Consider the following 15,749-nt stretch of genomic DNA (forward strand, 5'->3'; position numbering starts at 1 on the left):
CGCCACTATTTAAAATTGTTTGATTTAACTAATTGATTTTATAGGTTTAAAAATTAAAGTGGATATAAAGCTTTACTACGTACATGACCCAATGTGCAGTTGGTGTTGGGGTTACAAACCAACCATTGAAAAATTGAAACAACAGCTGCCGGGTGTCATTCAGTTTGAGTATGTGGTGGGTGGCCTTGCGCCAGATACTAATCTGCCGATGCCTCCAGAAATGCAACAAAAGATCGAACAAATTTGGAAGCAGATCGAGCGCCAGCTTGGCACCAAGTTCAATTATGATTTCTGGACCTTGTGTACGCCAGTAAGAAGTACATACCAATCATGCCGTGCGGTTATCGCCGCGGGGTTCCAAGATTCTTATGAGCAAATGTTAGAAGCAATTCAGCATGCGTACTACCTGCGAGCTCTTCCTCCTCACGAAGAAGCAACGCACCTGCAATTGGCAAAAGAGATTGGTTTGAACGTTCAACAGTTCAAAAACGATATGGATGGCGCTTTGTTAGAAGGCGTGTTCCAAGATCAGTTGAGTCTTGCAAAAAGCCTTGGTGTGAACGGGTACCCAAGCTTGGTACTGCAAATCAACGATGCTTACTTCCCGATTGAAGTTGATTACCTATCGACTGAGGCGACGCTAAAGCTTATTCGAGAGCGCATCGTTGATAATATGCCCGCTCAATGATTGAATTGAAGCCTCTAAAGCGTTATTCGTAGGTATTCAAATTAACAAAAAGCCGCTCACTCGAGCGGCTTTTTCGTAATGAATTGTATCCATTCAAATGATGCGATTACAGCACCATTGCAGCAATCCAACCGAAGATGATCAGTGGAATGTTGTAGTGGATAAATGTCGGAACAACGGTTTCCCAAATGTGCTCGTGTTGGCCATCCGCATTTAGCCCCGATGTTGGACCTAACGTTGAATCAGAAGCTGGAGAGCCTGCATCACCTAGCGCAGCAGCAGTACCGACTAGTGCGATAGTTGCCATTGGTGAGAAGCCGAACGCTAGTGATAGCGGGACATAGATAGTTGCAAGGATTGGAATCGTAGAGAACGATGAACCAATGCCCATAGTGACCAATAGACCAACGATCAGCATAAGCAGAGCAGCTAGAGGTTTGTTATCGCCGATGCTTGTTGATAGTGATTGTACTAGTGTTTCAACGCCGCCAGTTTGCTTCATTACCGCCGCAAAACCTGCCGCTGCAATCATGATGAAGCCGATCATTGCCATCATGTGTACACCTTTAGTGAACACATCGTGCGTCTCTTTCCATGCGATAACACCACCGAAGGTGAATACCATAAAGCCAGCTAGTGCACCGATGATCATTGAGCCCGTGTATAGCTGTACGCTTAGCGCAGCAAGAATACCCAAGCCAGCAACCAAAATGTGTTTCTTATTTAGCTTCTCTTCAGATTCTTGAACAACGGTCAGTTCAGTTTCTTTGTATTCACGAGGTTTACGGTAGCTAAAGAAGATTGCCGTCAGAAGGCCAAACAACATACCTGCGCCCGGCAACAGCATTGCTGTCGGTACTTGGCTTGCCACGACATCTGTTAGACCATTGTCATGTAAGTTCTTCAATAGGATGTTGTTTAGGAAGATGCCACCAAAACCGATTGGTAGAATCATATAAGGCGTGATCAAACCGAAGGTAAGCACACAAGCGACCAAACGACGGTCCAGCTTCAGCTTAGCGAAAACGCCCAAAAGAGGTGGAATCAAAATTGGAATAAAGGCGATGTGTACCGGAATCACGTTTTGAGATGACATGGTGACAAGGACAAGCGCAACCAATACTGCGTATTTAAGACCAGTAGTCGACGCAGAGCTTTCTTTGCCATTTAGGCGCTTGATAACGCTTTTAGCAAGTAGGTCAGTAATCCCTGAGCGAGAAATAGCAACGGCAAATGTACCAAGCATTGCATAGCTTAATGCGATGGTTGCACCGCCGCCGAGTCCGCTTTCAAAGGCAGAAACAGTATCGGTAAGACTCATACCAGCAACAAGGCCACCAACGATGGCACTAAACGTGAGGGCAACCACCACGTTTACGCGCATCAATGCTAACACGAGCATGACGCACACAGATATAACGACAGGATTCATACTTTTCCTAATATGTTGTGTTTATTTATTATTCTTCGCTAACAAGCGGCCAACCGCCTAGGGCCTTCCATTTGTTCACGATGCCGCAGAATAGCTCTGCAGTTTTTTGTGTATCGTAAAGCGCAGAGTGTGCTTCACGATTGTCAAAGTCCATCCCTGCTGTTTTGCATGCTTTAGCCAGAACAGTTTGGCCATAAGCAAGTCCACTTAATGTCGCGGTATCAAAAGTGGCAAATGGATGGAAAGGGACTCTTTTTAGTTTGCAGCGTTCGTTGGCTGCATTCACAAAACTTAAGTCGAAAGCCGCGTTATGTGCCACCATGATTGCACGCGAACAATCTTCTGCTTTTTGCTCTTTACGGATCAACTTATAAATTTCTTTCAGCGCTTCTTGCTCAGAGACAGCACCACGGAGTGGGCTAAAAGGGTCACGAATGCCGTTGAATTCTAGCGCTTCTTTTTCTAAATTCGCGCCTTCAAAAGGTTCGATATGAAAATGAATGGTGGAGGCAGGATGCAAATCGCCGTTTTCATCCATGCTCAACGTTACGGCACAGATTTCTAAAAGTGCATCAGTTTGAGCATTGAAACCTGCGGTCTCAACGTCAACTACCACTGGAAAATAACCACGAAAACGCTTTTTCAGGGTTAGAGCTTCATTTTCTATTGTCATGTTGGCTTATTTTTGTGTGACGAAGGCTGCATTATTGCAGATTCTATCGATGAGAAAAACCGCAATTTGGATAAATGTAGAATTCTGTTTCGTCCGTATTGGGTGAGACTTATAACTAAAAATAAGGGGGAAGGTCACCTGTTATTCTCGTGATGTTATTTCCCATTTTACGCGCTTGCCAAATCGTCCCTTAAGTCCTTCTATCAAGTTGCTATTTTTATGTTGGCGGGATTTTTGCATTCTTTCACGTGTTTTTAATTCAGGCGAATAAGCGGCAATAGAGTGCCGTTTGAGAGATAGTACCTAGATGAATAAATGGCTTGTAACCAGTGGTGTCGCGTTATCTTTACTCAGTGCACATAGTTTTGCATCAATGGGTAAACGCTACGTTGCCACTCCGCAACAGTCACAATGGGAAATGGTGATGAATACGCCATTGGAATGCCAACTTGTGCATCCTATTCCTGGATTTGGTGACGCGGTATTTTCGTCTCGTGCGAGCAAAAAGATCAATTTGGATTTTGAGCTAAAGATGCGTCGTCCTATGGGGGAAACGCGTAACGTTAGTTTGATTTCTATGCCGCCTCCTTGGCGTCCGGGAGAGCATGCGGACCGAATCACTAATCTTAGGTTCTTTAAGCAGTTCGATGGTTACGTGGGTGGTCAAACGGCATGGGGCATTTTGTCTGAGCTAGAAAAAGGGCGCTATCCGACATTTAGCTACCAAGATTGGCAGAGCCGTGATCAACGTATTGAAATTGCGTTGTCTTCGGTATTGTTCCAAAGCAAATACAATGCCTTTAGTAACTGTATTGCTAACTTGTTGAAGTACAGTTTCGAAGATATTGCCTTTACGATTCTTCACTATGAACGTCAAGGCGATCAGTTAACCAAAGCGTCGAAGAAGCGTTTGGCTCAAATTGCTGATTATGTTCGTCACAACCAAGATATCGATTTAGTCCTTGTTGCAACCTACACAGATTCAACGGATGGCAAGAGTGCGAGTCAAAGTCTTTCAGAAAGAAGAGCAGAGTCACTTAGAGCGTATTTCGAATCTCTGGGTTTATCGGGTGATCGTATTCAAGTGCAGGGCTACGGCAAGCGTCGACCAATTGCTGATAATGGCTCACCAATTGGTAAAGATAAGAACCGCCGTGTGGTGATTTCGCTAGGACGAACTCAGGTTTAATTGAAATGCTAACCAAATAAAAACGCCAGAGTCAGACTCTGGCGTTTTTATATCACTGTGTTCTTGTTGAAAGTACTTATGCGCTTGTGTTGCTACCTTCATGTCACTTCAGCTAGTTTAAGCGAAATTTAGCAATGATTTCGCAATTCGTCGCCGTATCAATCTTTTCGACTTGTTTTGCAATCGCTGGATTCGGATGTCGTTTCATAAAATCAATCAGTGCTTTTGTACAGCAGCCAATCGAATCAATAAAGCTCGCGCAATCTTTGTTTGGGCACTGAGGAATCAGTGTGAGTACTTTTTCAGATGCGAGTTGCAGATATTTGAGTTCATACTCGGTATCGCCAGCCCAGCGCCAAAATTGAGCGAGGTTATGGCATGAAATCACTGAAATTAGTAAGCGTTCATCAGCTTCTATTTCCACGCATTCGCTAATATCTTCACTCAGGCTAAGGGCTTGCTGGTAATGAAGAATGCTGCGAACAGGGTCATCTAGTTGAAGAGCAGTATCGGCTAGAAGTGTGTGTTTTTTCCCATTCACTGATCATTATCGTTTGTCCCACATATCGATGTTGCGAACAAATCTAAACGATAATTATTATCAAGTAAAGATATTTGTTTATAAATGAGCAGGCAGCTCTCAGATCTGCCTGTCATCTTTTACAGCATTTCAGAATGGGGCTGGGTTTAGCCCTCTAAACCTGCTGATGCTTGCTTGTTTTGGATCAGCTCGATCATGTAGCCATCAGGGTCTTTCACGAAAGCGATGTGCGTTGTTCCGCCTTTTACTGGGCCCGCTTCACGAGTGACATTGCCACCTGCTGCTTTGATTGCGTCACAAGTTGAGTAGATATCGTCTACGCCAATTGCGATATGGCCAAATGCAGAGCCTAAGTCGTACTCGGTTGTACCCCAGTTGTAAGTCAGCTCGATGACGGCACCTTGAGACTCATCACCGTAACCTAAGAATGCTAGCGTGTATTCGTACTCTTTATTTTCATTGGTACGAAGTAGCTGCATGCCCATTACTTCAGTGTAGAACTTGATAGATTTGTCTAGATCACCCACGCGTAGCATGGTGTGAAGAATTCGACCGTTTGACATTATTTGCTCCTAGCGATTGTTTCAGACGGGTTTATTCGTCTGGGTACACTTTTTCTTTGTATTCACAGAGATCTTCAATGATGCAGCTACCACAGCGCGGTTTTCTTGCCACACATGTGTAACGACCATGAAGGATCAGCCAGTGGTGTACATCAAGCTTAAACTCTTTTGGCACCACTTTTAGCAGTTTTTCTTCTACGTCATCGACGGTTTTACCCATCGCAAACTTTGTACGGTTAGAAACACGATAGATGTGTGTGTCCACCGCGATAGTTGGCCAACCGAAGGCGGTATTCAGTACCACGTTAGCGGTTTTACGACCGACACCCGGCAAAGCTTCTAGTGCTGCACGATCTTCTGGTACTTCACTGTTGTGCTTCTCTAGTAAGATCTTACAAGTCTTGATGGTGTTTTCGGCTTTTGAATTAAACAGACCGATGGTTTTGATGTATTCCTTTAAACCATCGACACCCAAATCAAGAATGCCTTGAGGCGTGTTCGCAACAGAGTAGAGCTTGTCTGTTGCCTTGTTTACGCTTACGTCCGTCGCCTGCGCAGAAAGCAGTACGGCGATAAGCAACTCAAACGGCGTGCTCCAGTTGAGCTCTGTCTGAGGATTGGGATTGTTTTCTCGGAGTCGTTCGAGAATTTCAATTCTTTTGACTTTGTTCATTGCTGACTTCCAAACCCGTCTTTGCGGTTTATGAAAAAGGCCCTACGAGTGGTAGAGCCTTGATTTTAGAATTCTTGTATTATGCGTTAGTTACGCGGGCGCGCTCAATGGCTGGTTTTTCTTCTTTCGGCTGACGTTCCTGAATTGAGCTGTCGATAACGTTTTTCAACGCAATCAAAAGTCCTACGCCGATAAACGCACCTGGCGGCAATAATGCCAGTAAGAAGCTGCTATCGAAGTGGAAAACTTGAATACGCAGTGCCGCAGCCCAGTCACCCAATAATAGGTCTGCACCATCGAATAAGGTGCCGTTGCCGATAAGTTCACGCATAGCGCCAAGTACAACTAATACGGTTGTCATACCAAGACCCATCCAGAAACCATCCAATGCTGCTGGTAATGGATCATTCTTCGATGCGTAAGCTTCCGCACGGCCGATGATAATACAGTTGGTTACGATCAATGGGATGAAGATACCCAGAGATAGATACAGTCCGTAGGCATAAGCGTTCATCAAGAGTTGAACACAAGTTACCAAGGCTGCGATGATCATAACGAAAACCGGAATACGGATTTCTTTTGGTACGTAGTTACGAATCAGTGAAACCGTCAAGTTAGAGCCGACAAGCACCAACAAAGTCGCAATACCCAGACCAAGGGCGTTGGTAATGGTCGAAGAAACCGCAAGTAGAGGACACAAACCCAGAAGTTGCACTAGGGCAGGGTTATTGCTCCACATGCCGTTTTTCATTAGCAGTTTATTTTCACTCATGGTTGCCTCCTGCGCAGTCTAGGGGCTGATTCAGAATCTCATCACGAGACTTATTTACGTAGTTTACTGTGTTTCTCACCGCTTTCACTACCGCACGAGGGGTAATGGTTGCGCCAGTAAACTGATCGAAATCGCCACCATCTTTACGAACTCGCCAAGAATTCCAGTTACTTTCTGTCACTTGCTTACCGGTGAAGCTCAAGATCCAATCCGTAACGCGTAAATCAATTTTATCACCCAATCCCGGCGTTTCTTGATGGCTTAGGATACGAGTACCAAGGATCTTGCCTTGGTTATCGATGCCGGTGATGATTTTGATTTCACCGTTGTAGCCATCTGGTGCGATAGACTCAATTGCCATTGCCGTTGGTTGACCATCTTTGGTAGCAATGTAAGTTGGCATCGAGCGAACCGTACCTAGATCGGGCGCAGATACCATAGTACATGCCGCAACAAGATTGTTGTCATGCATTTCTTCCGGAATCACTTGGTTAAGAACCGACAGCAATTGCTTTTGTTCCTGAAGCTTAATTTGATCTTTTGTTAGGTACTGAGTCAGTGCCACAAGACCGGTTGTTGCACAGGCGAAGATCGCCAATGTCAGACCATTTTTTCTAATAGCGGTTAACATGTTTACCTCAGTGACCGTAAGTTCTTGGTTTGGTGTAGTAGTCGATCAACGGTACACACATATTGGCAAGCAGAACGGCGAACGCAACACCATCTGGGAAGCCACCCCAACTACGAATAATGAATACCAACGCACCGATCAGAGCACCGAAAATCAAGCGACCTTTCACGGTCGTTGATGCTGAAACAGGATCAGTTGCGATAAAGAACGCACCTAACATCGTTGCACCTGAAAGTAGGTGGAAGATTGGTGACGCGGTTTCTCCCGGCATGATCAAGCTAAACACGGTACTAAACAGTACCAAGCTACCTAGGAAACCAACAGGAATGTACCATTGGATGATGCGTTTTTTGATCATCACTAGGCCACCAACCAAGTAAGCTAGGTTTACCCATTGCCAACCGATACCCGCAAGTCCACCAAACATTGGTTGTGAAAGCACCTCACTTGGTGTTGCACCAGTATGAATACCAGTTTTGAATGCATCTAATGGGGTTGCCATTGTTACGCCATCCACGCCGGCACGAACTTGTTGCAGCGACAAACCATCAAAGTCATAGCCAGTGAAGATCAGAGACAACGCATCTGCAAAAGTCACATGCTCAGACATCAATGAAACAGGCGCGCTCCAACTTGTCATTTGGACAGGGAAGGAGATAAGCAATACAACGTAAGCGACCATCGCCGGGTTAAATAGGTTTTGGCCAATACCACCGTATAAGTGCTTTGCAATAACGATGGCAAAAATCAAACCGATAACCATGATCCACCAAGGAGACCATGGTGGGATTGCCACAGCCAATAACCATGCTGTCACGATGGCACTGTTATCACGCAGCGCACGCATTGGAGAGCGCTTACGTACAAGCATGACTAATGCTTCAAGTGACACTGCGACAGCAATAGCGAACACAAGTTGAATGATGGTGCCCCAACCAAAGAAGTAGGTTTGAGCTACTAAGCCAGGAATAGCGCACAGAGCTACCCATTTCATCAAATCAGGCGTGCTGCGACGGCTGTGAGCGTGTGGTGAACTGGCAATAAAAAACGACATTACTCGTTCTCCTCAGTATTGTTCTTATTCGCTTCTTGCTGAGCTTTACGTGCTTTGGCGCGCGCAATGGCTGCGGCAACAGCAGCTTTCTTTGGATCCACTTCCGGCTCTTCAGAAGGCGTTTCTTCAACAGATTCTGTTTGTGCTTCTTGCTGAGCTTTACGTGCTTTGGCACGAGCAATGGCTGCGGCAACAGCAGCTTTCTTTGGATCCACTTCTGGCTCTTCAGAAGGAGCTTCCGCTTCAACAGATTTTGTTTGTGCTTCTTGCTGTGCTTTACGTGCTTTAGCACGAGCAATGGCTGCGGCAACCGCGGCTTTCTTCGGATCGACTTCTGGTTCTTCAGAAGGAGCTTCCGCTTCAACAGATTCTGTTTGCGATTCTTGCTGCGCTTTACGTGCTTTAGCACGAGCAATCGCTGCGGCAACCGCGGCTTTCTTCGGGTCGACTTCTAATTCTTCAGAAGGAGCTTCCGCTTCAACAGATTCTGTTTGCGATTCTTGCTGAGCTTTACGTGCTTTGGCACGAGCAATGGCAGCAGCAACAGCGGCTTTCTTTGGATCTTCAGCTTGTTCAGCAGGTGTTTCCGCTTCTGCAGATTCAGTAGAGCCTTCTTGTTGAGCTTTACGCGCTTTAGCACGAGCAATGGCAGCAGCAACAGCAGCTTTCTTTGGATCTTCTGCTGGTTCAGCAGGCGCATCCGTTTCTGCAGATTCAGTAGAACCGTCTTGCTGAGTTTTACGTGCCTTAGCGCGAGCAATAGCAGCGGCAACTGCAGCTTTCTTTGGATCTTCAGATTGTTCTGCTGGTGTTTCCGCTTCTGCAGATTCCGTAGAGTCATCTTGCTGAGCTTTGCGCGCTTTTGCACGAGCAATGGCTGCGGCAACAGCGGCTTTTTTCGGATCTTCAGCTCGTTCAGCAGGAGCTTTCGTTTCTACAGATTCGGTCGAATCTTCTTGTTGTGCTTTTTTCGCTTTAGCTCTGGCGATAGCTGCCGCGACGGCCGCTTTCTTGCCACCGCCTTCAGCAGGTGTTGATGCGTCTTCTTGTTGAGCTTTCTTCGCCTTAGCGCGGGCGATCGCTGCTGCAACCGCTGACTTCTTGTCGTCAGCATTATCCGTAGATGCGTCGCCTTGTTCTTTTTGCGCTTTGCGTTCGCGAGCAAGACGTTTGCGTTCTTCGCGTAGCTTCGCCATTTCTGAGTTATCAGGCTCGGCTGCGCCAGATTGAGCCGCTGCAGCTTGTTTCGCTTTTGCTTTGGCAATCGCGGCTGCAACCGCTGGTTTCACTGCTGGCTCGGCTTTCGCTTCAGTATTCTCTTTTTGTGCTTTCACGCGAGCGATGGCTGCCGCAATCGCATCGTCACCGCCAGAGGCTTTCATGTCTTTACGACGATCATCCGCGGCTTTCTTAAAGCGATTTTCACGTTCTGCTTTTTCGCGTTCCATACGCGCTTTCTTCTCTTCAAAGCGCAGCTTAGCTCGTTCAGCTGCTGCCGCTTCTTGAGCGCGTGTACGAATTTCAGCTTTCGCTTGACGATAGTATTGAACCAATGGAATTTCACTTGGGCACACAAATGCACACGCGCCACATTCAATACAATCTTTAAGGTTCAGTTCTTCCAGCTTTTCGTATTCTTGGCTTTTTGCATACCACTGGAGCTGCTGTGGCAATAGCGATGCAGGGCACGCTTCCGCACATTGGCTACAACGGATACATTCCATTTCGTATTGGTCAGAGGCGATCTCACGACGCTTCGGTGCCAGAATACAGTTTGCCGTTTTAGTGATAGGAACCTGAGCGTGGGGGAGTGTAAAGCCCATCATTGGACCACCCATGATCAAGCGCTGCAGTTTCTTATCTGCTTTGTAGCCAAACTCGTCTAACAGTGCTTGTACTGGCGTACCAAGTAGCGTCCAAACGTTACGTGGCTGCTTGAAGGTCTTACCCGTCAGAGTCACGATGCGATTTACTACAGGTTCGCCATCGATCACTGCACGTTTAATTGAGTAGAGAGAACCAACGTTTTGAACCAGGATGCCAATATCTGCGGGGATAGCGCCGCTAGGAACTTCTTTGTTGGTCAAAATCTTGATGAGCTGCTTCTCACCACCAGAAGGGTATTTGGTTGGGATAACGCGGATCACGATGTCTTTGTTCATCGCCGCTTGTTCCAGCGCTTTGATTGCTGCTGGCTTGTTATCTTCAATACCAATGATGGTCAGTTTTGGCTTAAGGATATGCTCGACGATCTCGATCCCTTGGATCAGTTCGTCCGCATGCTCCTGCATGAGTTTGTCATCGGCGGTGATGTAAGGTTCACATTCAGCCGCGTTAACGATAAGAATTTCGGTACGCGCTATACCCGATTGGATCTTCTTAGCCGTTGGGAAGCCTGCGCCACCCATGCCCGAGATACCAGCAAGGCGAATCACATCGATTAACGCATCTGCAGATTCTTGGGTGTAATCGGCAACTGGCGTTTTCTCACACCAAGTATCGTTACCATCTGGCGTAATCACTGCGCACAGTTCGCTTAAACCCGATGGGTGAGCGACGGTTCGTGGCTCAATAGCTGTCACTTGCCCAGAAGTTGGCGCATGAACAGGAACGGTGAAACCACTGTCTGATGCCGTTAGCTGTTGACCTTTCAACACTGTGTCACCAACAGCGATCAATAGATTACCTGCTTTACCGATGTGTTGTTTCAGAGGTAGGACGATTTCCGACGGAATGGCTGCATGAACCAATTCAGTTTTGTTGGATTGCTTTTTGTTTTCTGCCGGATGCACGCCGCCTGGGAAATCCCATAGCGAACCAGTACGAATTTGTTCAATCAAAGACAACATACGAAACCTTATTTAATTGAATCAGTCACGTTCGCTGCATTGGCAGCATCCGTAATGTTAACTACTGGAATAGCGTTAAGCTTCCACTTCCAGCTCTCTGTGGTAGTTTCCACAGGAATCATTTCAATACAGTCAGTTGGACAAGGCGCAACGCACAAGTCACAACCGGTACACTCGTCTTTGATAACGGTATGAAGGGCTTTAGTACCACCAACAATCGCATCGACAGGACACGCTTGAATACACTTGGTACAACCGATACACATGTCTTCATGAATGAAAGCAACGGTTTTGACTTTGCTGTCGAGATCGTGTGCCGACTCTTCCGCTTCAACGCCCATTAGGTCCGCCAGTTTTTCAATGGTTGCTTGACCACCTGGAGGACATTTATTGATTTTATCGCCATTCGCGATTGCTTCTGCGTATGGACGACAACCCGGGTAGCCACATTGGCCACACTGAGTTTGAGGAAGAATAGAATCGATTTGATCGACAATCGGGTCCGCTTCGACTTTGAAGCGAATCGATGCAAAACCAAGTATGGCCCCAAATACAGCGGCAAGGGCAGCAAGAGCGATGATCGCAATTAAAATCGTACTCATCGTTTACTTCACCAAACCTGTAAAGCCCATAAAGGCAAGAGACATCAGGCCTGCGGTGATCATCGCAATCGATGCGCCTTTAAATGGCACAGGTACGTCAGCAGCGGCAATACGTTCACGCATTGACGCAAATAGGATCAGTACCAAAGAGAAGCCAACCGCTGCGCCAAAACCATAAATGATCGATTCGATAAAGTTGTGGTTCTCGTTGATGTTAAGCAGAGCAACACCCAGAACCGCACAGTTCGTTGTGATCAGAGGTAGGAAGATACCCAACAGACGATACAGCGTTGGGCTGGTTTTGTGCACGACCATTTCGGTGAACTGTACAACAACAGCGATCACCAAAATAAAGCTCATGGTTCGTAGATATTCGATGCCCAGTGGACGCAAAACATAGCTTTCCACCAAGTATGCACACACAGACGCGAGCGTTAGTACAAAAGTTGTAGCTAAGCCCATGCCAATTGCTGTTTCCAGTTTTTTAGACACGCCCATAAAAGGACACAAGCCTAAAAACTTCACCAGTACAAAGTTGTTCACCAGCACAGTGCCGACCAACAACAAAATATATTCGGTCATAGTTATTACGTTCTTAAAATCCGATCCCAATATTATCGTGTTTTGTGACACCAATAACAACCAGAGAACGGTGTGGTTTTATGCACCCGATGGAAAATTATACGTGTATGTGATGTGAGCGGATGAATTAATAAGAAATTGAAAAGTTTGGTGAATGGTTGTTAACAAAGAAAAACGCAATTACCGCCACTGATTTAACGCACGCGTTGTTGATGGTTTTTGTATCACTTCGTATGGTTTGCCAGAAACGACAAAAGCTCATACCCCTAATGAGTTAGAGGCATGAGCTTTGATTATTTTACAATCTCGCGATTACAGTTTTTCTGTGAAAGTTCGGCTGATCACGTCTTGTTGTTGCTCTCGAGTTAGCGAGTTAAAACGTACCGCGTAGCCGGACACTCGAATCGTCAACTGAGGGTATTTCTCTGGATGTTCAACCGCATCCAATAACATCTCTCGGTTAAGAACGTTGACGTTAAGGTGTTGGCCACCTTCAATCGCAATGCCCTCGTTGCTCGCTTCGTGATGGAAGTAACCATCCATTAGCGCGGCTAGGTTTTTCTTCTGACTTAATTCATCTTTACCCAATGCGTTAGGCACAATTGAGAAGGTGTAAGAAATACCATCTTTCGCGTAAGCAAACGGCAGTTTAGAAACCGATGCCAAAGACGCAACCGCCCCTTTTTCATCACGACCGTGCATTGGGTTTGCACCCGGGCCAAAAGGCATACCTGAGCGACGGCCATCTGGTGTATTACCCGTTTTTTTGCCGTAAACCACGTTAGATGTGATCGTTAGGATCGATTGAGTTGGCACTGCTTCGCGGTAGGTGTGCATCTTCTGAATTTTCTTCATGAAGCGCTCAACCAGATCACAAGCGATGTCATCAACACGGGCATCGTTGTTACCAAATTTTGGATAATCACCTTCGATTTCAAAATCAACGGCGATGCCATCTTCATCACGAACAGGCTTCACGGTCGCGTATTTAATTGCCGCCAAAGAGTCAGCGACAACAGACAGACCTGCAATACCACACGCCATAGTGCGGTGCACGTCGCGATCCATCAATGCCATCAGTGATGCTTCGTAGCTGTAACGGTCATGCGAGTAATGGATGATGTTCAACGCTGTGACGTATTGCGTTGCTAGCCATTCCAACATGTTGTCGAAGCGTGGCATTAGCGCGTCAAAGTCGAGAATTTCATCTTGAACTTTGTCCACTACCGGACCCACTTGCGCTTTTGATTTTTCATCGATACCACCATTGATGGTGTAAAGCAGCGCTTTTGCAAGGTTGGCGCGTGCACCAAAGAACTGCATGTGCTGACCAACAATCTGCGGGCTCACACAACATGCAATCGCGTAGTCATCATTATCGAAATCAGGACGCATTAGATCGTCGTTTTCGTATTGAACAGAAGAGGTATCAATCGATACTTTTGCAGCGTATTGCTTGAACGCTTCTGGCAATTGCTCTGACCAAAGAATCGTCATGTTTGGCTCAGGAGCAGGGCCCATAGTGTGTAGCGTATGTAAGTATCGGAATGTCGTTTTAGATACTAGTGTACGGCCATCAACCCCCATACCTGCCATTGCTTCTGTTGCCCAGATTGGGTCGCCAGAGAACAATGAATCGTATTCTGGTGTACGAAGGAAGCGAACCATGCGCAGTTTCATGATGAAGTGGTCGATCATCTCTTGCGCTTGCGATTCATCAATCAAGCCATTTGCGATATCACGTTCTAGGTAAACATCTAGGAAAGTTGATGTACGACCCAATGACATTGCTGCGCCATTTTGAGACTTAACTGCCGCCAAGTAACCAAAGTAGGTAAATTGAATCGCTTCTTGCGCTGTTTTTGCAGGTAGCGACATATCAATTCCGTATTTCAAACCCATTTGACGAATGTCTTCAAGTGCTTGAACTTGGTCTGCAATTTCTTCACGTAGACGAAGCGTTTTCTCAAGATCGCCACCGCGCTCTAGGAACGTTTGTGTCGAGTTGTATTGCTCTTTTTTGTCCGCTTTTAAGAAGTCGATACCGTAAAGGGCGATACGGCGGTAGTCACCAATGATACGACCACGGCCATAGGCATCAGGAAGGCCAGTGATGATGCCTGATTTACGACACGCTAGGATTTCTTTGGTGTAAAGGTCGAAACACGCTTTGTTGTGAGTTTTACGGTACTCAGTGAAGATCTTTTCGACTGTTGGATCCAATTCGCGGCCATAAACTTCGCACGAGTTTTTCACCATGCGAATACCACCATTAGCGATGATTGCACGTTTTAGAGGCTGATCGGTTTGTAAGCCAACGATCTTTTCCAGATCTTTGTTGATGTAACCCGCATCGTGAGAAGTAATCGTTGATGGCAGATCGGTATCGAAATCAACGGGAGCGTGTGTGCGGCTTTCTTGTTTAATGCCTTCAAGCACTTGGTTCCATAATGCTGAAGTGGATGCGCTAACCTCGGCTAAGAAGGACTCGTCTCCCTCATAGGGTGTGTAGTTTTTTTGGATGAAGTCACGAGTGTTGACAGAGTTTTGCCACTCACCAGCAGCGAATCCAGCCCATGCGTCTAGCATATCAGTCGTCGGAATAGTCATAAGTAAATCCCTAAGTTATTGATAAATAGAATGGAGGCGACGAGTAGGACGGAACCATTCTTAACCCTGTCAATCGTATGGATTTAATCTGTATGAGTAAAATGAATGCTTTTCATTTTTTTAATGATTATTTTGCATTTACTTAAAAATCAATGGTTTAATTTTTTTAAGGCCAAAAAGAAGAAATAAATCTCTAAGAATAGAAAATAAAGGCGGAATTTAAAAAGGAACGTTGCGCTAGAGTTAGTGAAGGCGGTACTGGCGACGAGATGCTCTGAGGCGTTTATTGGTGCTGAGCCGTTGAATTTAGATACGAAAAAAGCCCAGTTTTTCAACTGGGCTTTTCGGGAATTTGGCTCCTCCTGCTGGGCTCGAACCAGCGACCTGCGGATTAACAGTCCGTCGCTCTACCAACTGAGCTAAGGAGGAATTGCTTTGCTTGAAAGCGGGACGAATCTTACCGAGCACCCACAAAGCTGTCAACACCCAAAAAACACATTTTGAGCAAAAAAGTTAGTTTTTACATCTTTACTTTTTTGTACTCCTTGCCAGTAAAGGGCTGGAGTTAGTTATCCACCAAAATTGTGGATAACTATGTTGATGAGATCTGAGTAAAGATCATTGTTATGCAACTGGGTGTGTTTTGTGTGAATTTTTACGCGAGAATATTCACTGATTAGTCAAGTAAAACAGTGATTTATTAAATTTGCTATGAAATCAATTAAAGTGGATAAAATTTACACTTTTGGGGATAAAGGATGATTTTTGTGTTTTTTGGGGAAAACTTGTGGAAATTATAACGTGATGAGTGCAGACGCTTCATCGCCTAGGGCGGAAGACTATATCAGAACGTGTTAAATAAGGCTAGATCAAAGTAGAGAAAGCACAAA

13 protein-coding genes, 1 tRNA gene and 1 pseudogene are annotated in these 15,749 nt (G+C 45.8%); 2 read left to right on the top strand and 13 right to left on the bottom strand.

The window, feature by feature from the left end; all coding sequences use genetic code 11:
* Window positions 1–58: 58 nt before the first annotated feature.
* Window positions 59–688, top strand: coding sequence for a DsbA family protein (locus tag C1S73_RS16330; protein WP_038869332.1), 630 nt, complete (start codon window positions 59–61; stop codon window positions 686–688).
* A gap of 106 nt (window positions 689–794) precedes the next feature.
* Here C1S73_RS16330 and C1S73_RS16335 read toward each other — a convergent pair whose 3' ends face one another.
* Together C1S73_RS16335 and rnt are read right to left on the bottom strand one after the other, a co-directional pair.
* The gene (locus C1S73_RS16335; protein WP_038869333.1) at window positions 795–2,120 is read right to left on the bottom strand and encodes a Na+/H+ antiporter family protein; all 1,326 of its coding nucleotides are present in this window, start codon (window positions 2,118–2,120) and stop codon (window positions 795–797) included.
* Window positions 2,121–2,148: 28 nt separating this feature from the next.
* Window positions 2,149–2,793 (bottom strand): ribonuclease T, encoded by a 645-nt coding sequence (rnt, locus tag C1S73_RS16340; RefSeq protein WP_038869335.1) that lies wholly within the window; start codon window positions 2,791–2,793, stop codon window positions 2,149–2,151.
* 307 nt (window positions 2,794–3,100) lie between these two features.
* Between rnt and motY the strand changes: the two genes are divergently transcribed.
* On the top strand, window positions 3,101–3,982 hold the full coding sequence (gene motY, locus C1S73_RS16345) for a flagellar protein MotY (RefSeq protein WP_038869337.1): 882 nt from the start codon (window positions 3,101–3,103) through the stop codon (window positions 3,980–3,982).
* Between the two features lie 112 nt (window positions 3,983–4,094).
* Here the strand turns inward: motY and C1S73_RS16350 are convergent.
* The 11 genes and pseudogenes from C1S73_RS16350 to C1S73_RS16400 form a co-directional block, all read right to left on the bottom strand.
* Window positions 4,095–4,530 (bottom strand): annotated as a pseudogene (locus C1S73_RS16350) (DUF2753 domain-containing protein).
* A gap of 139 nt (window positions 4,531–4,669) precedes the next feature.
* Window positions 4,670–5,086: a lactoylglutathione lyase gene (gloA, locus tag C1S73_RS16355; RefSeq protein WP_020196364.1), complete on the bottom strand. Its 417-nt coding sequence runs from the start codon at window positions 5,084–5,086 to the stop codon at window positions 4,670–4,672.
* 31 nt (window positions 5,087–5,117) lie between these two features.
* On the bottom strand, window positions 5,118–5,759 hold the full coding sequence (nth, locus tag C1S73_RS16360; RefSeq protein ID WP_038869338.1) for an endonuclease III: 642 nt from the start codon (window positions 5,757–5,759) through the stop codon (window positions 5,118–5,120).
* Between the two features lie 79 nt (window positions 5,760–5,838).
* A complete protein-coding gene (locus C1S73_RS16365; RefSeq protein ID WP_005439683.1) occupies window positions 5,839–6,531 on the bottom strand; it encodes an electron transport complex subunit E in 693 nt (230 codons plus the stop codon).
* Window positions 6,524–7,162, bottom strand: coding sequence for an electron transport complex subunit RsxG (gene rsxG, locus C1S73_RS16370; protein ID WP_005536427.1), 639 nt, complete (start codon window positions 7,160–7,162; stop codon window positions 6,524–6,526). The genes C1S73_RS16365 and rsxG overlap by 8 nt, the downstream gene beginning before the upstream one ends.
* 7 nt (window positions 7,163–7,169) lie before the next feature.
* Window positions 7,170–8,216 carry an electron transport complex subunit RsxD gene (gene rsxD / locus C1S73_RS16375; RefSeq protein WP_038869340.1) on the bottom strand — a complete coding sequence of 349 codons (1,047 nt, stop codon included), beginning with the start codon at window positions 8,214–8,216 and terminating at the stop codon, window positions 7,170–7,172.
* Window positions 8,216–11,065: an electron transport complex subunit RsxC gene (gene rsxC, locus C1S73_RS16380; protein WP_038869342.1), complete on the bottom strand. Its 2,850-nt coding sequence runs from the start codon at window positions 11,063–11,065 to the stop codon at window positions 8,216–8,218. Before rsxC ends, rsxD begins: the two co-directional genes overlap by 1 nt.
* An 8-nt stretch (window positions 11,066–11,073) precedes the next feature.
* Entirely contained in the window at window positions 11,074–11,667 is a 594-nt protein-coding gene (rsxB, locus tag C1S73_RS16385; RefSeq protein ID WP_005439677.1) for an electron transport complex subunit RsxB, read from the bottom strand.
* Between the two features lie 3 nt (window positions 11,668–11,670).
* Window positions 11,671–12,249, bottom strand: coding sequence for an electron transport complex subunit RsxA (rsxA, locus tag C1S73_RS16390; protein WP_005425202.1), 579 nt, complete (start codon window positions 12,247–12,249; stop codon window positions 11,671–11,673).
* Between the two features lie 312 nt (window positions 12,250–12,561).
* Entirely contained in the window at window positions 12,562–14,859 is a 2,298-nt protein-coding gene (pflB, locus tag C1S73_RS16395; RefSeq protein WP_038869343.1) for a formate C-acetyltransferase, read from the bottom strand.
* Between the two features lie 353 nt (window positions 14,860–15,212).
* Window positions 15,213–15,288 (bottom strand) — tRNA-Asn (locus tag C1S73_RS16400).
* Between the last annotated feature and the right edge of the window lie 461 nt (window positions 15,289–15,749).

Source organism: Vibrio jasicida 090810c (genome assembly GCF_002887615.1).
GTDB lineage: Bacteria > Pseudomonadota > Gammaproteobacteria > Enterobacterales > Vibrionaceae > Vibrio > Vibrio jasicida.